Here is a 16,235-nt window from a genome sequence, read left to right on the forward strand (position 1 = left end):
GGTGGCACGATGGACGGCATGTGGAGACGCGCATCGGGTGATCGATCGGCGACGGGCGGGGGCTCGGAGGTGACGGGACGCGGGCCCGGGTTGGGCGTCGGCGTCCAGGTCTATGTGCGTGAGCACGATCCGGCGTCGTCGGACGACTGGATCGGCGAGCCGACGGGCGTGATCATCGCGCCGGGCGATCGCGGGCTGCGCAACGTCTACGGACCCCAGGACGGGCTGACGACGTGGACGGTGTCGTTCTTCGAGCCGCAGCACCGCCGCGACGGACGCGGACCGTACGAGACCGCGATCATCCCGGCGTCACTGCTGGTCGCCGAGGAGCCGTACGACCGCTGATGCTCCGCATCCCGCCGCGCCGCTGAACCGGTTCGGCAACCCACTACCTCCGGGCGCGCCGCGAACCTACAATGTCGGCATGTTCGTCGAGGGCACCCTTCGATGGCAGGTCACGGAGGACTGCCCGTGGGACCTGCTCGTCGCCCTCGCCGTGCGTGAGCTCGCCGGCCTGCACGGCCGGGTCGAGCCCGCGCTTCCGCGACTCGAGCCTGCGGTGGTCCCTGTGCTGCATTCCGGGCGGACGGAGGCGGTGGACGGGCGCGGTGCGTCGGGGCCGCTGCCGACCACCCGGCCGGCTCCGCTCATCCATCCCGCGCGTCCGGCGGGCAGGCCGGCCGCCCCCACGACCGAGCCGGATGCGGCGCGGGAGGACGGCGCCGCGGCCCTGGTGCGGCAGTGGGAGGCGTGGTTCGAGGTGGCGGCCGACCGGCACCGCCGCCTGACCGCGCCGCTGCTGCGACCCCCGCACTTCGAGGCGTTCGACCGGGTGATCGAACTGCAGGATGCCGTGATCGCCCACTACGACGCGGCCGCCGGGTGGGCGACCGCGCGGCACGCCGAGTACCTGGCGGACAGCGCCGAGCACCACGCCCGCCGCGCCGCCGACATCGTGGACGTCGTGCGCGAGCGGGAGCACGAGCTCCGGCGTCAGGCCGGGTACTTCCGGCTCGACATCGACGTGCTGCCGCTCGCCGAGAAGGGCACCTGGATCGTCGGCCCGCACACCGTGGTGGTCAGTGCGTCGCTGCGGAACGACTCCGTGGCATTCCGCGACTGGCTGCGCCCGCTGGTGGCCGCCCTCGTCTGACGCCCGACGACGCGCCACCCGCGAAGGGATCAGGCGGGGCGCTTGGCGGGGGATGCCGTGAGCGCCGGGTCGGTCTGGGCGACATCCCCGACGGCCTCGTCGATGCGCGCCATGATGTCGCCCGAGAGCCGCACCCCCGCAGCCGCGGCGTTCGACCGCACCTGCTCCGGGCGCGACGCGCCGACGATCGCGCCGGACACGTTCTGGTTCTGCAGCACCCACGCCACGGCGAGCTGCGCCATGGTGATGCCGAGCTCGTCCGCGATGGGCTGAAGCCCCTGCACCGCGGTCAGCACCTCGTCGCGCATGAATCCGCGGATGGCGTCGGCGCCGCCCTTCTCGTCGGCCGCGCGGCTGCCCTCCGGCGCCTGCTGTCCGGGCTTGTACTTGCCGGTGAGCACGCCCTGGGCGACCGGCGACCAGACGATCTGCGAGATCCCGAGCTCGCCCGAGGTGGGCACGACCTGCTTCTCGATGACGCGCCACAGCATCGAGTACTGCGGCTGGTTGGAGATGAGCTGGATGTTCAGCTCCTTGGCGAGCGCGTGTCCCGCGCGCAGCTGGTCCGCCGTCCACTCGCTGACGCCGATGTAGAGCGCCTTGCCGGCACGGACGACGTCCGCGAAGGCCTGCATCGTCTCTTCGAGCGGCGTCTCGTGGTCGTACCGGTGCGCCTGGTACAGGTCGACGTAGTCGGTGCCGAGGCGCTGCAACGAGCCGTCGATCGACTCGAGGATGTGCTTGCGCGAGAGGCCGACGTCGTTGTGGCCCTTCGGGCCGGTCGGCCAGTAGACCTTGGTGAAGATCTCGAGGGAGGCGCGGCGCTGGTTCCTGAGAGCGTCGCCCAGCACCTGCTCCGCGACGGTGTTGGCGTAGGCGTCCGCGGTGTCGAACGTCGTGATCCCCGCGTCGAGGGCGGCGTGCACGCACTCGGTCGCCGTGTCGTTCTCGACCTGGGAGCCGTGGGTGAGCCAGTTGCCGTAGATGATCTCCGAGATCTTGAGACCGCTGTTGCCGAGGTACCTGAATTCCATGCCCCCAACGTACGTCGCCGGGTCCGCGAAGTGCACGTCGTGGTCGCTATTCGCCGGTTTTAGCCGCCACGACGTGCACTTCGGCGGAGGAGGGTCCCGCGTGTCGGCGGCGGGTGAGAAGCTGGAGTCGTGGGACGAGCGGACGGCAGCGAGCGGCAGGTGAGCGCGGCCGACGTCGACGACTCCGAGTCCGCCATCCTGCATGTCGACATGGATGCGTTCTTCGCGTCCGTCGAGCTGCTGGAGCGCCCGGATGCCCGCGGCAAGCCGGCGATCGTCGGGCATGCGGGCGGCCGCGGTGTCGTGACGAGCGCGACGTATGAGGCGCGACGGTACGGCGTGCGGAGTGCCATGCCCATGTCGCAGGCGCTCCGGCTGTGCCCGAACGCGATCATCCTGCCGCCCCACTACGACCGCTACACCGAGTACTCGGCGAAGGTGATGGACATCTTCCGGGAGGTCACGCCGCTGGTGGAGCCGCTCAGCATCGACGAGGCGTTCCTCGACGTGTCGGGCGCCCGTCGCCTGCTCGGGTCGCCGCGCCGCATCGCCGAGCTGATCCGGTCGCGGGTGCAGGAGGAGACCGGGCTGACCTGCTCGGTCGGGGTCGCGGCGACGAAGTTCATGGCGAAGCTCGCCTCGGGCCGCGCCAAGCCGGACGGCCTGCTGGTCATCCCGCGGTCCGAGACGCTCGCCTTCCTCCGCCCGCTCCCGGTGGGCGCGCTGTGGGGCGTCGGGGCGAGCACGCAGGCGTCGCTGGAGCGGATGGGGCTGCTCACGGTCGCCGACCTCGCGGACGCCCCGCTGCACGTGCTACAGAAAGCCGTCGGCGATGCGAGCGGACGCAAGCTCCACGAGCTCGCGAACGGCCGGGACGAGCGCAGCATCGTCACCGAGTCCCGCGAGAAGAGCATCGGCCACGAGAACACCTTCGGCACCGATGTGGGCGACCTCGACGTCCTCCGCCGCGAGTTCCTGCGCCTGTCGGGCCGGGTCGGCGAGCGGCTCCGCAAGCACGCGATGATCGCCCGCACGGTGTCCATCAAGGTGCGATTCTCCGACTTCCGCACCATCACGCGGTCGCGCACGCTGGCGGAACCGACCAACGTCGGACGCCGCCTGTTCGAGGAGGCATGGGATGTGTTCGGCGCCCTGAACCTCGACGTCCGGCAGACGCCGCTGCGGCTCATCGGCGTCCGCGCGGAGCAGCTGCTCGACGCGGGCGGCGACGCGGTCGCCCTGTGGGATCCGGACGAGGAGTGGCGCGAGACCGAGCGCACCCTCGACGCGGTGAGCGCACGGTTCGGCCGGGGGATGATCGGACCGGCCTCACTGGTGCGCCGCGCGCGCGACGCCGACCAGGAGGAGCGCGACGGCCGCAACCCGAAGTACGTGAGCGACTGAACGGGTCTGGCCGCGTCGGGTGCCGGGCGTTACGGTTGGCTGCATGACGAACATCTCGCTCAAGCTCGCGGAGACCCTCAGCGCCTCCGGCATCAAGTCGGTCTACGGCGAGCCCGTCGTCGTCGACGGGACCACCATCGTGCCGGTGGCGGCCGTCCAGTTCGGTTTCGGCGCGGGAGTCGTGGGCGAGGGCGGCGAGGACGCTCCCGGCGGCGGTGGCGGCGGAGGATGGGCCGTGCCCTTCGGCGCATACGTCTCCGACGAGACCGGGGTCCGGTTCCGCCCGAACCTGATCACGCTCCTGGCCGTCGGCATCCCCTTCGTCTGGGTGGCCGGGCATGCCTGGTCGCGCGTGATCCGCGCGCTCAAGAAGTAGCGACGCCCCAGACGTAACACCGTGCCCTCAGCGGACTAGTATTGGGGGCGAACACGGGAGTCCGGTGAGCCGGGCTGAGAGGAGACTTCTCCAAGTCTCGACCGTCGAACCTGATCTGGGTCATGCCAGCGCAGGGAGGCCATCTCACATCCCGTGCCCTGTTCCGCTGAATGAAAGGGCACGTCCAGTGCATGCAACTCTTCTCTCCACGTCCACCGGCGCGCGGTCGCGCGTCTTCCGCTGGCGCGTCGTCGACATCGTCGTCGCCAGCGTCGTCGCCGTCGCGTCCGGCGTCGTCTTCTGGGTCTGGGGCATCGTCCAGAACCCGATCTCGGGCCCGGTCGGGGCCGTCCTCCCGGGCTTCCAGGGCATCCTGAACGGCCCGTGGCTGTTCGCCGGGGTGCTCGTGGCGCTCATCGTGCGGAAGCCCGGCGCCGCGCTGTTCGGCGAGGTCGTCGCGGCGACCGTCTCGGCGCTGATCGGTACGCAGTGGGGATTCGCGACGCTGCTCTCCGGCGTCGTGCAGGGGCTCGGCGCCGAGATCGTCTTCGCGCTGTTCCTCTACGCGAACTGGCGCCTCGTGCCCGCCCTCCTGGCGGGCGCCGGCGCGGGGATCGCCGAGTCGATCCTCGACCTCCTGTACTGGTACCCCGGGTCGAAGCCCGAATTCGCGATCACGTACGCGATCACCACGACGATCTCGGGCATCGTGGTCGCGGGCCTCGGCTCGTGGCTTCTCGTCCGCGCACTCGCGAAGACGGGGGCGCTCAGCCGCTTCGCCGCGGGCCGCGAGTCGCGGACGGCGTCGCGGGCCTGACGGCCGTGGAGTCGGGACTGACCGCCCCAGCCGGGGTCCGGGTCGACGGGTGGGGCTGGCGTTACGCCGGACGGGACGCCTGGGCGGCCCGCGGGGTCGATCTGCGGATCGAGCCGGGGGAGCGCGTGCTGCTGCTCGGCGCTTCCGGCGCGGGCAAGAGCACGCTCCTCGCGGGCTTGGCCGGTGTGCTCGGCGGGGATGACGACGGCGAGGCCGAGGGGTCGCTGACCGTCGGCGGCCGACCGCCCGCGTCGGCGCGGGGGACGGCGGGACTGCTGCTGCAGGACCCGGACGCCCAGGTCATCCTCGCCCGGGTCGGCGACGATGTGGCGTTCGCGTGCGAGAACCTCGGAGTGCCGCGCGACGAGTTGTGGGCACGCGTCCGTCGAGCGCTGACCGATGTCGGCCTCGACGTGCCGCTCGACCGCTCGACGAGCCAGCTCTCCGGCGGCCAGAAGCAACGGCTAGCGCTGGCCGGCCTGCTCGCCATGCAGCCCGGCCTTCTGCTCCTCGACGAGCCGACCGCGAACCTCGACCCCGACGGGGTGCTGGAGGTTCGGGATGCGGTTCGCTCGGCCCTCGACGCCACCGGCGCCACCCTGGTCGTCGTCGAGCACCGCGTGGCGGTGTGGCGCGACCTGGTGACGCGTGTCGTCGTGCTCGGGGCCGACGGCGGGGTGCTGGCCGACAGCGAGCCGGGGCAGGTGCTCGCCGATGCGGCGGGCGAGCTGCGGCGCGCCGGCGTCTGGCTGCCCGGGACCCCGGTGCCGCGGTCGCCGTCCGTCGTCGAGGGTGCCCCGCTGCTGGCCGCGCGGTCGGTGGTGTTCGGCCGCGGGCCGGCGGTGACGCGGGGCCGGAAGCGCGGCCGTCCGCCGGTCGGTGTCCCCGTCGGTCGTCCGGCCGACGCCGACGTCCGCGAGAGCTCGGCCCTGGCCCTGACCGGCGCGAACGGCGCGGGCAAATCGACCCTCGCGCTGACCTTGGGCGGCCTGCTGCCGCCGCTCGGCGGTGCGCTCGTCGCCGAGTCGGCGCTGGCGGCAGGAGCATCCACCGACCCGGCGACCTGGCGGTCGCGCGAGCTGCTGACTCGGATCGGCAGTGTCTTCCAGAACCCCGAGCACCAGTTCATCGCCTCCACCGTATGGGAGGAGCTCGCCGCGGGACCCCGTGCCCTGCGGCTGGCGGACGACGACGTCGAGAGCCGGGTGGACGAGCTGCTTGACGGCCTCGCCCTGACCGACCTTGCCGACGCCAACCCGTTCACGTTGTCCGGCGGTCAGAAGCGGCGGCTGTCGGTCGGCACAGCGCTCGCGACCCGTCCGCGCCTGCTGGTGCTGGACGAGCCGACCTTCGGTCAGGACGCGCGCACCTGGGACGGCCTCGTACGGATGATCGCCGACCTGCGGCGGGAGGGCCATGCTATCGTCGCGGCGACGCACGACGCCGAGTTCATCGAGGCCGTCGGTGCCGCCGCGCTCCGCCTCGACGACGCGGAGGTGCGCGCATGACCCTGCTGCAGCCGCTGCGCACCGGCCCGCTCGCCACCCTCAACCCCGTCGCGAAGCTCGGCGCGGCGCTCATCGTCACGGTCGCCCTGCTCCTGTCGATCGACCCGGTCTCGGCCGGCGTCGCCCTGGGGCTGGAGCTCGTGCTGCTGACGCTCGCGCGCATCCCGCTCCGCTCCGTCGTCGTGCGGACCGCCCCGGTGTGGATCGCAGCCCCGCTCGCCGGGCTCACGACCGTGCTGTACGGACAGACGTCCGGCACCGTCTACGTGCAGTGGTGGGCAATCGAGATCAGCAACGGCTCGATCGCCCTCGGCGTGGCGACCGCCCTGCGCGTGCTCGCCATCGGCCTGCCCGCGGTGCTGCTGTTCGTCACGATCGACCCGACCGACCTGGCGGATGGATTGGCGCAGCTGGTGCGTCTGCCCGCGCGTTTCGTGATCGGCGGGCTCGCTGCCCTGCGTCTGGTCGGACTGTTCGCGGAGGACTGGCGCGCCCTCACCCTGGCGCGCCGCGCACGCGGCGTCGCGGAGTCGGGCGCCTTCCGGCGGTTCCTCGGGCAGTCGTTCGCCCTGTTCGTGCTGTCGCTGCGCCGCGGGACGAAACTGGCGACGGCGATGGAGGCGCGGGGCTTCGGCGCGCCCGGAACGCGCACGTGGGCGCGCCCCTCGGTCTTCCGCGGGCGCGATTGGGCCGCCCTGGTCGTCGCGGCGCTGGTGGCCGGGCTCTCGATCGCGGCGGCCGTCGCAGCGGGGAGCTGGAATGCACCGCTCAGCTGACGATCCGATCGGCACCCTTCGTGCCGCCGTCGCGCGTTCCGTCGCGGAAGCCACCAGAGCCGGGCGGACGCCGATCGTCTTGATCGACGGACCGAGCGGCGCAGGCAAGAGCACGCTCGCCGACCTCCTGATCGCGCAGTGGCCCGCGGAGGGACGCCCTCGGCTCGTGCGCATGGACAACCTGTACCCAGGATGGGACGGGCTCGACGCCGGCAGCGAAGCGCTCGGCCGCGATCTGCTCGAGCCGCTCCGGACGATCGGGGCGGGCAGCTGGCAGCGCTGGAACTGGGCCGCACATCACGCGGCCGGGGTCGAGCTGGTGGCCGGCGGCGAGCCGCTGGTGGTCGAGGGATGCGGGACGCTCTCGCGCCGGAACGCCGCCCGCGCGGACCTGACCGTCTGGCTGGAGGCGGACGACGCCCTGCGCAAGGAGCGTGCGCTCGCCCGCGACGGCGAGACGTTCGCAGCGGAGTGGGACCGCTGGCAGGCGCAGTTCGAACGGTTCGTCGCCCGGGAGCATCCACGCGTCTCCGCGGATCTCGTCCTGGACGTGACGGGACTCGACCTGCCGGGTGGGATCACCGATGCGCGATCGGGTACTACGGTGGAGTCATGACCGACGCACGACAGGACCCCGAATACATCGTCGAGTACGCCGACGGGCCGCTCGCCGGCCAGACCGACCGCCGCTTCCTGGTGGACGGCAAGGTGGACGAGCGCATCGGCGTGATCGCCGCGATCGAGGGCCTGGAGTCGACGTTCTGGTACGTCGCGGGCGAGGAGCGCGACGTCGAGGGTCAGAAGCTGGTGTCGTACCGCTTCGACGCTCCGGACTCCGACCCGGTGGAGGCCGACAAGGAGGACGAGTCGATCTTCGGGAACGGCGCCTGACCTGCCGCTGATGCCGGCCTCCCGCTGATTCCCGTGGGCTACGCCGGTCGTCCTGGCTAGGCCCAGCCCAGTTCGTGCAGGCGCTCGTCGTCGATGCCGTAGTAGTGGGCGATCTCGTGCACGAGCGTGATGTGGATCTCGTCGCGCAGTTCGTCCTCGTCGGCGCTGATCGCGAGGAGCGGTTCGCGGTAGAGCACGATGCGGTCCGGCATCTCGCCGAAGCCGTACGTGTCGCGCTCGGTGATGGCTACGCCCTCGTACAGGCCGAGCAGGTCGAGGGAGCCGTCCTCCGGGCGGTCCTCCACGACGAACACGACGTTGTCCAGGTCGTCGACCATCTCATCCGGGAGTTGATCGAGCTCGTCCGTGACGATCGCCTCGAAGGCGTCCTGGTCGAGGTCGAGCGTCACGCGCGGCTCACCACGCCTCGGCGACCGCTGCGTGCAGGTCGAGCAGCCCGGCCGTGCGCTCGCTCGGGCCGCGGCCGAACCCGCACTCCGTCGCGACACCGAAGCGCGGCTGCGCGGTCGCGGCCGCCTGCGCCCGGCGGCGGGCACCCTCCACGCCGTCCTCGTGATGCAGCAGCCCGAGGTACAGCTCGGTCTCCTCGGGAACGACGACGTCGGCGAGCGGGACGAAGTACGCCGTGTCGTCCCGCTCGATCGGCACCGGGAGGTGCACCCAGGTGACGGGGCGCGGAGCGGCGTCGAGGATGCCGCGGAGCACCGCGGCGAGTCGCCCGGCGTCGGTGGGCTGCACGAAGTGCTGCTCCTCCACATCGCCGTAGCAGAGGTGATAGCCGAGCTGCACGTCGGTGGGCACCGCCGCGGCCTGCCGGACGGCGCGCTCCACGACGCCGGCGAGCACGTCGTCGCCGAACCACGACGGCATCCGCCCTTCGAGCAGCGCGAACTCGACGGCGGTGTCCCACTGGATCGCGAGATCCTCGTGCGGGATGCTGTCGAGAATGCGCTGCAGCTCGCCGAAGAGCGCCCGCTCGTAGGCGGGTTCGACGGCGGCGCGGTCCTCCGGCACGATGAACGGTCCGACCACGCCGGCCGGTGTCGGCAGAGAAACCTGGAAGCGCACGCCCGCCGGGATGACGCCGTCCTGGTGGAGGCTGCGGAACACGGCGTACGAGTCGAGAGCCGCCTCCGCGTAGCCGAGGTCGGGGAAGACGAGGTCGTCGGCCGACACACCGTCGTCGAGACGGAACGGACGGGGATCGAACACGCCGCGCAGCAGCGGCGCGTCGCCGGGGATGCGCGAGAGGCCGCTCATCGTGTCGAGGCGGCCGGTCTGGAACTGCACCCAGTAGAAGCGCTCGCCCACCTCGCCGTCCGGGATGCGGCGCATCCGGTCGCCGAGATGGGCGTTCACGGTGCGGAACACCGTCTCGGCATCGGGCAGGTTGACGCTGCCGACGAGATGGGCTCCGCGGATAGCGGGGGAGGAGGGGGCGTGCTCGGTGCTCACTCGCGCGAGTCTACCGGCGGCCGCCGCCCGCCTCCCCGGCTCTCAGGTCAGTACCAGTTGACGGCCTCGGAGTGGCCCCACGCGGCGCACGGCGTCCCGTACCCCCGGGCGATGTAGTCGAGTCCCCACTTGATCTGGGTGGTGGCGTTGGTCGCCCAGTCGGTGCCGAAGGACGCCATCTTGCTGCCCGGGAGGGCCTGCGGGATGCCGGTCGCACCGCTGCCGGGGTTGGAGGCCTGGTAGTTCCACTGCGACTCGCGCTGCCACAGCTGCGAGAGGCACTGGAACTGGTCGGCGCCCCAGCCGTATTGGCTGGCGGCGAGGCTCGCGGCGGTCGCCTTGGCGCCCGCCGGGGTGTTCGCGTTGGCGAGCGCCGCGGCAGCGGCGGCGGCGGCCTCGGCCGCGCGGCGGTCGGCCTCGGCGCCGGCGGCGGCCAGGGCGTCGGACGCGGCCTGGGTCGCCACGATGCTGTCGCGGAGGGTGTCCTCGTCGAGCTTGGTGTAGCCGCTCAGACCGGCGATCGCGGTCTTCGCCGCCGACGCGTCGGCCTTGGCCTGGTTCGCGTTGACGGTGGCCTCTGCGCCGGTCAGCGTGGTCTTCGCCTGGCGCTCGAGGCGGTCGCGCACGATCGAGTCGTACACGGAGAGCTGTTCGTGACGCATCCCCGTGGCCTCGGAGAGCTCTTGCGTCTTCCGCTCGCTCTCCTGCTGCTGGGCCATCGCGGGGGCGAGGAGGCTGGCGCTGACCAGCACGGCGGCGGCACCGGAGACGATGCGGCCGAAGGGGACGGGACTGTTCTTGACGGTGGTACGGAGAGAACTCAGCATGCTTTTCCTGGATCGGGCTTCCCCGCCTGACGCGTGGCGACGCCGTGGGCGTCCCTGCGACCGGACCGTGTGAATTCGGGTGGTCCTGCGGGCTGACTGCCGCGCGGCACGCGCGGAAGCGCCTGGTGGACCCGTGGTCCGGAAGGCGCGGCATGCGGCGCGGGTGTGCCGGGCGTGGGAAGGGCTGCGTGTCCAGGGCGACGCCGGGGGACGTCTCAGGTTGGGGGCCTTGAGGGTTTGGGGCCTGGATGCGCGCCTGCGCGGCACGGACGGCTTTCACTGCCGTCGACCATCGACCCTAGGCGCTGTTTCTGGACGGTTCGGGCATAGAGCCTGGCAAAGTCGTGTACGCGTCAACGACCTGTCGGCGAGTCGGTGGTTGCCTCCGAGTGCTCCTCGGCCTCCACCTCCGCCTCCGCCGCGTCCATGCGCCGGTCGGTCACCCAGAGCATCGGGATGAGCTGCAGCACGACCAGCATCCCCATCACGAGGAAGACCCAGCGCACGCCGAACAGCTGACCGATGAGGCCGCCGGCGAGCGCGCCCAGCGGCATCGTGCCCCAGGCGAGCAGTCGGTAGGCGCTGTTGACCCGCCCGAGGAGGCGGGTGGGGGTGACGCGCTGGCGCAGCGAGACGGTGATCACGTTCCAGATCGAGACGGTGACGCCGCCGATCAGCATCCCCGCCGCGATGATGAAGGGATTCGTGGTGAAGAAGGGCGTCGCTACCGTGAAGAGGGAGCCGACGATGGTCAACGCGAGCCCGCGGGCCCGCCCGAGCAGCCGTTCCGCGGGCTCCGCGAGGAAGGTGCCGAGCACGCTCCCGACGGCCGACGCCGTCAGCAGCAGGCCGTATCCCGGGTCGGTCAGTCTCATGGCCGACTGCGGGCCGACGGCATACAGCACGAAGACGGTGTAGACGGCTGAGGCGGCGAAGTTGAAGACGCCCACCATGATCGCGAGCGTGCGCAGCAGCGTACTGCCGCGGAGGAAGCGGAGGCCCTCGGCGATGTCGGCGCGGATCGTCGTGCGCTCGGGCCGATCGGCCCGGTAACGCCCGCGGACGAGCAGCAGCATCCCGATCGCGGCGAGCCAGAGCAGCACCGGCGCGCCGAACGCGAGCGCGACACCGGTCGCCACCAGGAAGCCGCCGAGCGGAGGGCCGACGAACTCGTTCGCGGTCAGTTCCGCCGCGTAGAGGCGCCCGTTCGCCCGGGAGAGGCGGTCGCGCGAGACGAGCTGCGGCAGGATCGACTGCGACGACGTGTCGTAGACGGTCTCCGCGACGCCGATGCAGATCGCCGCGGCGTACAGCATCCAGATGGACCCGATCCCGGTCAGGGTGACGACCGTCAGGAACGCGAGGAAGAGCGCGCGGGCCGCGTTCGCGACGAGCATGAGGCGGCGGCGGTCCAGCCGGTCTGCGAGCGCTCCGGCCGTCAGCGCGAACAGCAGCCAGGGGAGGGTGAACGCGAAGGAGAGGCCGGCGATGAGCGCGGGAGAGTCGGTGTAGCGGATGGCGACGAGCGGCAGCGCGACCTTCATCACGCCGTCGGCGAGGTTCGAGAGGCCTGCCGACGTCCACAGCTTCCAGTACCGTGCGCCGAGTCCGTTCGCGGTCATACGGCAAGCGTTGCACAGTGATTGAGAAAACTCAATCGATGGATGAAATCCCAATCCGCGCTAGAGTCGGAGCGTGACCGACGAACGCAGCATCGACGCAGGGCCCGACGCCAAGCGCCGCCCGGCCACGCCGCAGGAGCTCAAGGCTCTGTCGCATCCGCTGCGTGTGCGCATCGTGCGGCTCTGCGGCGACCGCGAGCTCACCAACAAGCAACTGGCCGACCGCTTGGGCGTCGACCCGGGCACGGCGTACTACCACGTGCGCCAGCTGGTCGACGCGGGTTTCCTGGAGCCGGGGGAGGTGCGGACGGGGGAGACCGGTGCTCTCGAGAAGCCGTACCGCTCCACCGGGCGGACCTGGTGGCTGTCCGTGCCTCTGGAGGATCTCGACCTGGGCGACGGCTTCGCGCCGGTGGATGCGTTCCAGCAGGAGCTCGCCGAGGCCGGCCCGACGTCGATCGCCACGTACGCGCGCTTCTCGCTGCACCTCTCGCCGGAGGACGTGGCCGAGCTCGACCGGCGCATCGTCGCCGTCATCGACGAGTACGTGGAGACCGACGCCGAGCGGCGGTATCTGCCCGCGCACGGCGGGATGTTCCTGCTGCACAGGACGGCGTCTCCGGCCGACGACGGGGGAGAGGACGCGCCGAAGGCCTCCTAGAGAGCCGCCGCTGCCGCCGTGAGCACCTGCGCGAGGGTCGGAACGCCCTCTGCGCGGAACACCTCCGTACCGTCGGGCGCTTCGACGATCACCGTCGGGGTGGAGCGGATGCGGTCGCGCTCGGCGCGCTCCAGGTTGCGCGCCACATCCAGCTCGGTCACCTCGATGCGCGGAGCGAGTCGCGTCGCCTCCGCGAGCACGGCACGCGTCTGCATGCACGGCTCGCAGAACGCGGATGTATAGAGAGTGAGCTGCGCCTTCCCGGTGACCTCCGGGACAACGGCCGGTGTCGAATCCACACCGTCAGTGTACGTCCGGGGAAATCGCGGCGACGATCGCGCGGTGCGGGCCGTCGCCGCCACCGCCGGGGGAGCGGGACCAACAGAATCGTCCCGTGAGCCGAACGACCTTCACGCGCTACGTCGCCCTCGGAGACTCGCTCACCGAGGGCCTCTGCGACCGCGCCCCCGGGCACGCGGACGCCTTCCTCGGCTGGGCCGACCGCCTGGCCGGAATCCTCGACGGCGACGCCCGGCTCGCCGGCGCCTCGCTGGAGTTCGCCAACCTGGCCGTGCGCGGCCGCCGCATCGCCGACGTGGTGGATGCGCAGATCCCGCACGCGCTCGACCTCCGGCCCGACCTCGTCTCCGTGATGATCGGCGGGAACGACCTGATGAGCCCCGCGGCCGACCCGGACGCGCTCGCCACCCGGCTCGAAGCGGGGATCCGCGACCTCCGCGCCGCGGGGACGACCGTCCTGCTCGCCAACATCTTCGACCCGCAGTTCGCCTTCTTCCTCAAGCCGTTCAGAGGGCGCGCGGCCGTCTTCAACGCGAACATCTGGAGCATCGCGCGGGACCAGCGCGCGATCGTGCTCGACGTGTGGGGCGTGCGCGAGTTCCGCGACCCCGCGATGTGGGCGTCCGACCGGGTGCACCTGAGCACGCGCGGTCACCGGCTGCTCGCGGCGCAGGCCGCCCACGCGTTGGGGGTGCCGTACGCGGAGGTGAGCGGGCCGGAGACGACGGTCGCCCCGGAGGCGACGGCGCCGGTGCCGCCCGACTCGGTGCCGTTCCGGACCTGGCTGCGGGTGTACGCCATCCCGTGGATCGCCCGGCGGGTGCGGCACGTGTCGACCGGCGACGGGATGGGGCCGAAGCTCCCGGTGCCGCAGCGGGTCGACTTCGGGGCCCTGTCCGGCCCTGTCGGCCTGTCCGGCCCTGTCGGAGGCCAGCATTAGACTCCTGTTATGGCTACTTCCTCGGATCGACTGGTCTGGATCGACTGCGAGATGACCGGCCTCGACCTCGAGGTCGATGAGCTCGTCGAGATCGCGGTGGTCATCACCGACTTCGAGCTGAACGTGCTCGACCCCGGTCTCAGCATCGTCATCAAGCCCGACGACTCCGCGCTCGAGAACATGGGCGACTTCGTCCGGCAGATGCACACCACCTCGGGGCTGATCGAGGAGATCCCGAACGGCAAGAGCCTCGCCGAGGCCGAGTACGAGGTGCTCGAGTACGTGCTGAAGTTCGCGCCGACCGCGCGGACGGCCCCGCTCGCCGGCAACACGATCGGCACCGACCGCATGTTCATCGCCAAGTACATGCCGAGGCTCGACAACCACCTGCACTACCGCAACGTGGATGTGTCGTCGATCAAGGAGCTTGCCCGCCGCTGGTTCCCGCGCATCTACTTCAACGCCCCCGAGAAGAACGGCGGCCACCGGGCGCTCGCCGACATCCTCGAGTCGATCCGCGAGCTCGACTACTACCGCTCGGCTGCGTTCGTCGCCCCGCCCGGGCCCACCACGGAGGACACCCAGGCCTTGGCCGCGGGCGTGGTGGAAAAATGGGCTCCCCGCATGTACTAGAATCGATGAGTTGCTTCGGTCGATCCGCGTGATCGACGAGGCGTCGTGGTGGGTATAGCTCAGTTGGTAGAGCGCCTGGTTGTGGTCCAGGAGGTCGCGGGTTCAAGCCCCGTTACTCACCCCACACAGGGCCGGACTCTCGTAGTCCGGCCCTTTTTCGCATCCCCGCGCCCTAAGCAAACAGCTCCTGAGTTTTTTCGTTCGAATGGGCTTCGGGACGCGAAAAACTCAGGATCTGTTTGCTTGCGCGGGAGGGTGCCCCCGGCAGGAATCGAACCTGCGACCAAGAGATTAGAAGGCTCCTGCTCTATCCGCTGAGCTACGGGGGCGTCGAGTCCACGATACCGGAGCGCTCGGCTGCCGCCGCGTCAGAGCGTCTGGCCGGTCTTCCCCGCGCGGTTCACGATCGCGATCACCGGACGGCGCCCGCGCAGGCCGAAGCGGAGGCGGAGGCTGGCCTGCCGGGCGATGAGCACGGCGACGACAGCCGCCGCCGCGGTGGGCACGAGTCCGGAGATCGCCATGGCGATGTGCGGGCCGACCTGCTCCACGATCCACCCCATCAGCGGACCGCCGAGGGCCTGCCCGCCGAGCAGCACGAGGATGTACAGCGAGATCACGCGCCCGCGGATCTGCACGTTCGACGACATCTGCACCAGCGAGTTCGCCGCGGTGATAAAGAGCAGGTTGCCGACCCCGATGGCGACGAGCAGCAGCCCGAACGCCAGCTCGCCCGGGGCGAATCCGGCCAGCGCCTGCACGACGCCGAGGGCTGCCGCGGTGCCGACGACCATCGACAGCCGGACGCTGGTGCGGCGCGTCGAGGCGAGTGCGCCGGTGAGCGCGCCGGCGGCGACGAGCGCGTTGAACATCCCGTAGCCCTGCGCGCCGACGTTGTAGACGTCGTTCGCGTAGGCGGCGAGGAACACCGGCATGTTGAAGGCGAACACGGCGACAACGGCGACCATGACGATCGTCCAGAAGATCACCGGCTTGCGGCGGACGTAGCGCATCCCCTCGGCCAGCTGCCCCTTGCCGCGGGGAGCCGCAGGCGACGCGTGCAGCTCCGACCGCTTGAGCGTCGCCACCGCGAACACGACCGCGAGGCAGGCGACGGCGTTGATGGCGAACGACCATCCGCCGCCGACCGCGGTGATGAGGATGCCGCCGACCGCCGGGCCGATCAGCCCGCCGAGCTGGAAGATCGACGAGTTCAAGCTGATCGCATTGCGCAGGTAGCGCGGACCGACGAGCTCGTTGACGAACACCTGACGTGCCGGGTTGTCCACGACCGTGACGAGACCGAGGGTGAACGAGATCGCGTAGACGTGCCAGACCTCGATGGCGCCGGTCAGGGTGAGGACAGCGAGCAGCGCCGCGAGGGCGGCCGCGCACGACTGCGTGATCACGAGCAGCCGCTGCTTGGAGTACCGGTCGGTGATCACCCCGCCCCAGAGGCCGAAGAGCAGCATCGGCGTGAACTGCATGAACACGGTGACGCCGACGGCGGCGACGCTTCCGGAGAGCTGCAGCACCAGCCAGTCCATCGCGATGCGCTGCATCCACACCGCCGTGTTGGCGACCAGGTTGCTCGCCGCGAACCGGCGGTAGTTCGGCACCCGCAGGGAGGCGAACGTCTCGCGCCACGGCGGCCGGGTGGAGAGGACCGGCATGGGTCCGGTGGGCGGGGCCGCTGCGGGGGAGTGCGCCACGTGCGTGTTACCTCGATGTCGTCGCTGGTTCCGTATGAAGTCTCCCTTCGACACTACGCAATCGGGACTATTCTTGGAGCCGATCACGGCTATAAGTCCCATTGG

At 71.2% G+C, this 16,235-nt stretch carries 19 protein-coding genes, 2 tRNA genes and 1 riboswitch; of the genes, 13 read left to right on the forward strand and 8 right to left on the reverse strand.

Annotated elements, in window-relative coordinates; translation table 11 throughout:
- Positions 1-18 precede the first annotated feature (18 nt).
- Both J2Y42_RS12305 and J2Y42_RS12310 read left to right on the forward strand, forming a co-directional pair.
- Positions 19-345, forward strand: a complete 327-nt coding sequence (locus J2Y42_RS12305; RefSeq protein ID WP_309858965.1) for a hypothetical protein — start codon at positions 19-21, stop codon at positions 343-345.
- 79 nt (positions 346-424) lie between these two features.
- Positions 425-1,153, forward strand: a complete 729-nt coding sequence (locus J2Y42_RS12310; protein WP_309858967.1) for a hypothetical protein — start codon at positions 425-427, stop codon at positions 1,151-1,153.
- Between the two features lie 29 nt (positions 1,154-1,182).
- Here the strand turns inward: J2Y42_RS12310 and J2Y42_RS12315 are convergent, their stop codons facing one another.
- The gene (locus tag J2Y42_RS12315) at positions 1,183-2,187 is read right to left on the reverse strand and encodes an aldo/keto reductase family protein (protein WP_309858970.1); all 1,005 of its coding nucleotides are present in this window, start codon (positions 2,185-2,187) and stop codon (positions 1,183-1,185) included.
- A 129-nt stretch (positions 2,188-2,316) separates the two neighbouring features.
- On the opposite strand from J2Y42_RS12315, the gene J2Y42_RS12320 reads away from it, so the two are divergent.
- The 7 genes from J2Y42_RS12320 to J2Y42_RS12350 all read left to right on the forward strand — a co-directional run bounded on the left by J2Y42_RS12320 (position 2,317) and on the right by J2Y42_RS12350 (position 7,959).
- The gene (locus J2Y42_RS12320; RefSeq protein WP_309858972.1) at positions 2,317-3,591 is read left to right on the forward strand and encodes a DNA polymerase IV; all 1,275 of its coding nucleotides are present in this window, start codon (positions 2,317-2,319) and stop codon (positions 3,589-3,591) included.
- 43 nt (positions 3,592-3,634) lie between these two features.
- Entirely contained in the window at positions 3,635-3,967 is a 333-nt protein-coding gene (locus J2Y42_RS12325; RefSeq protein WP_309858975.1) for a spore germination protein GerW family protein, read from the forward strand.
- A 43-nt stretch (positions 3,968-4,010) separates the two neighbouring features.
- Positions 4,011-4,121, forward strand: a riboswitch (TPP riboswitch).
- Between the two features lie 33 nt (positions 4,122-4,154).
- Entirely contained in the window at positions 4,155-4,784 is a 630-nt protein-coding gene (locus J2Y42_RS12330; protein ID WP_309858978.1) for an ECF transporter S component, read from the forward strand.
- A 5-nt stretch (positions 4,785-4,789) separates the two neighbouring features.
- The gene (locus J2Y42_RS12335; protein WP_309858981.1) at positions 4,790-6,292 is read left to right on the forward strand and encodes an ABC transporter ATP-binding protein; all 1,503 of its coding nucleotides are present in this window, start codon (positions 4,790-4,792) and stop codon (positions 6,290-6,292) included.
- Positions 6,289-7,068, forward strand: a complete 780-nt coding sequence (locus J2Y42_RS12340; RefSeq protein ID WP_309858983.1) for an energy-coupling factor transporter transmembrane component T — start codon at positions 6,289-6,291, stop codon at positions 7,066-7,068. Before J2Y42_RS12335 ends, J2Y42_RS12340 begins: the two co-directional genes overlap by 4 nt.
- The gene (locus J2Y42_RS12345) at positions 7,052-7,684 is read left to right on the forward strand and encodes an ATP-binding protein (protein WP_309858986.1); all 633 of its coding nucleotides are present in this window, start codon (positions 7,052-7,054) and stop codon (positions 7,682-7,684) included. The genes J2Y42_RS12340 and J2Y42_RS12345 overlap by 17 nt, the downstream gene beginning before the upstream one ends.
- Positions 7,681-7,959 carry a hypothetical protein gene (locus tag J2Y42_RS12350; RefSeq protein WP_309858988.1) on the forward strand — a complete coding sequence of 93 codons (279 nt, stop codon included), beginning with the start codon at positions 7,681-7,683 and terminating at the stop codon, positions 7,957-7,959. The genes J2Y42_RS12345 and J2Y42_RS12350 overlap by 4 nt, the downstream gene beginning before the upstream one ends.
- A gap of 56 nt (positions 7,960-8,015) precedes the next feature.
- Here the strand turns inward: J2Y42_RS12350 and J2Y42_RS12355 are convergent, their stop codons facing one another.
- The 4 genes from J2Y42_RS12355 to J2Y42_RS12370 all read right to left on the reverse strand — a co-directional run bounded on the left by J2Y42_RS12355 (position 8,016) and on the right by J2Y42_RS12370 (position 11,884).
- Positions 8,016-8,369 (reverse strand): metallopeptidase family protein, encoded by a 354-nt coding sequence (locus J2Y42_RS12355; protein ID WP_309858989.1) that lies wholly within the window; start codon positions 8,367-8,369, stop codon positions 8,016-8,018.
- Between the two features lie 7 nt (positions 8,370-8,376).
- Positions 8,377-9,435, reverse strand: coding sequence for a hypothetical protein (locus tag J2Y42_RS12360; protein WP_309858991.1), 1,059 nt, complete (start codon positions 9,433-9,435; stop codon positions 8,377-8,379).
- Positions 9,436-9,482: 47 nt separating this feature from the next.
- Positions 9,483-10,262: a hypothetical protein gene (locus tag J2Y42_RS12365; protein WP_309858992.1), complete on the reverse strand. Its 780-nt coding sequence runs from the start codon at positions 10,260-10,262 to the stop codon at positions 9,483-9,485.
- Positions 10,263-10,615: 353 nt separating this feature from the next.
- Entirely contained in the window at positions 10,616-11,884 is a 1,269-nt protein-coding gene (locus tag J2Y42_RS12370; RefSeq protein WP_309858994.1) for an MFS transporter, read from the reverse strand.
- A gap of 73 nt (positions 11,885-11,957) precedes the next feature.
- On the opposite strand from J2Y42_RS12370, the gene J2Y42_RS12375 reads away from it, so the two are divergent.
- A complete protein-coding gene (locus tag J2Y42_RS12375) occupies positions 11,958-12,545 on the forward strand; it encodes a winged helix-turn-helix domain-containing protein (RefSeq protein ID WP_309858996.1) in 588 nt (195 codons plus the stop codon).
- Here J2Y42_RS12375 and J2Y42_RS12380 read toward each other — a convergent pair.
- Positions 12,542-12,844, reverse strand: a complete 303-nt coding sequence (locus J2Y42_RS12380) for a thioredoxin family protein (RefSeq protein WP_309858998.1) — start codon at positions 12,842-12,844, stop codon at positions 12,542-12,544. The two genes, J2Y42_RS12375 and J2Y42_RS12380, sit on opposite strands and share 4 nt — an antisense overlap.
- 95 nt (positions 12,845-12,939) lie before the next feature.
- On the opposite strand from J2Y42_RS12380, the gene J2Y42_RS12385 reads away from it, so the two are divergent.
- The 3 genes from J2Y42_RS12385 to J2Y42_RS12395 all read left to right on the forward strand — a co-directional run bounded on the left by J2Y42_RS12385 (position 12,940) and on the right by J2Y42_RS12395 (position 14,542).
- On the forward strand, positions 12,940-13,785 hold the full coding sequence (locus J2Y42_RS12385; RefSeq protein ID WP_309859001.1) for an SGNH/GDSL hydrolase family protein: 846 nt from the start codon (positions 12,940-12,942) through the stop codon (positions 13,783-13,785).
- 9 nt (positions 13,786-13,794) lie between these two features.
- A complete protein-coding gene (orn, locus tag J2Y42_RS12390; RefSeq protein ID WP_029042786.1) occupies positions 13,795-14,418 on the forward strand; it encodes an oligoribonuclease in 624 nt (207 codons plus the stop codon).
- A gap of 48 nt (positions 14,419-14,466) precedes the next feature.
- A tRNA-His gene (locus tag J2Y42_RS12395) sits at positions 14,467-14,542 on the forward strand.
- A 132-nt stretch (positions 14,543-14,674) separates the two neighbouring features.
- Here J2Y42_RS12395 and J2Y42_RS12400 read toward each other — a convergent pair.
- Together J2Y42_RS12400 and J2Y42_RS12405 are read right to left on the reverse strand one after the other, a co-directional pair.
- Positions 14,675-14,747: transfer RNA gene (locus J2Y42_RS12400), tRNA-Arg, on the reverse strand.
- A 39-nt stretch (positions 14,748-14,786) separates the two neighbouring features.
- On the reverse strand, positions 14,787-16,091 hold the full coding sequence (locus J2Y42_RS12405; protein WP_309859005.1) for an MFS transporter: 1,305 nt from the start codon (positions 16,089-16,091) through the stop codon (positions 14,787-14,789).
- Between the last annotated feature and the right edge of the window lie 144 nt (positions 16,092-16,235).

Source organism: Leifsonia sp. 1010 (genome assembly GCF_031455295.1).
In the GTDB taxonomy this organism is placed as follows: domain Bacteria; phylum Actinomycetota; class Actinomycetes; order Actinomycetales; family Microbacteriaceae; genus Leifsonia.

Excerpts from the sequence above, each read along its gene's own strand:
- J2Y42_RS12345 (WP_309858986.1), top strand. The coding sequence starts at position 7,052 with ATGCACCGCTCAGCTGACGATCCGATCGGCACCCTTCGTGCCGCCGTC.
- J2Y42_RS12365 (WP_309858992.1), bottom strand. The coding sequence starts at position 10,262 with ATGCTGAGTTCTCTCCGTACCACCGTCAAGAACAGTCCCGTCCCCTTC.
- orn (WP_029042786.1), top strand. The coding sequence starts at position 13,795 with ATGGCTACTTCCTCGGATCGACTGGTCTGGATCGACTGCGAGATGACC.
- J2Y42_RS12315 (WP_309858970.1), bottom strand. The coding sequence starts at position 2,187 with ATGGAATTCAGGTACCTCGGCAACAGCGGTCTCAAGATCTCGGAGATC.
- J2Y42_RS12310 (WP_309858967.1), top strand. The coding sequence starts at position 425 with ATGTTCGTCGAGGGCACCCTTCGATGGCAGGTCACGGAGGACTGCCCG.
- J2Y42_RS12370 (WP_309858994.1), bottom strand. The coding sequence starts at position 11,884 with ATGACCGCGAACGGACTCGGCGCACGGTACTGGAAGCTGTGGACGTCG.
- J2Y42_RS12305 (WP_309858965.1), top strand. The coding sequence starts at position 19 with ATGTGGAGACGCGCATCGGGTGATCGATCGGCGACGGGCGGGGGCTCG.
- J2Y42_RS12340 (WP_309858983.1), top strand. The coding sequence starts at position 6,289 with ATGACCCTGCTGCAGCCGCTGCGCACCGGCCCGCTCGCCACCCTCAAC.
- J2Y42_RS12325 (WP_309858975.1), top strand. The coding sequence starts at position 3,635 with ATGACGAACATCTCGCTCAAGCTCGCGGAGACCCTCAGCGCCTCCGGC.
- J2Y42_RS12405 (WP_309859005.1), bottom strand. The coding sequence starts at position 16,091 with ATGCCGGTCCTCTCCACCCGGCCGCCGTGGCGCGAGACGTTCGCCTCC.
- J2Y42_RS12350 (WP_309858988.1), top strand. The coding sequence starts at position 7,681 with ATGACCGACGCACGACAGGACCCCGAATACATCGTCGAGTACGCCGAC.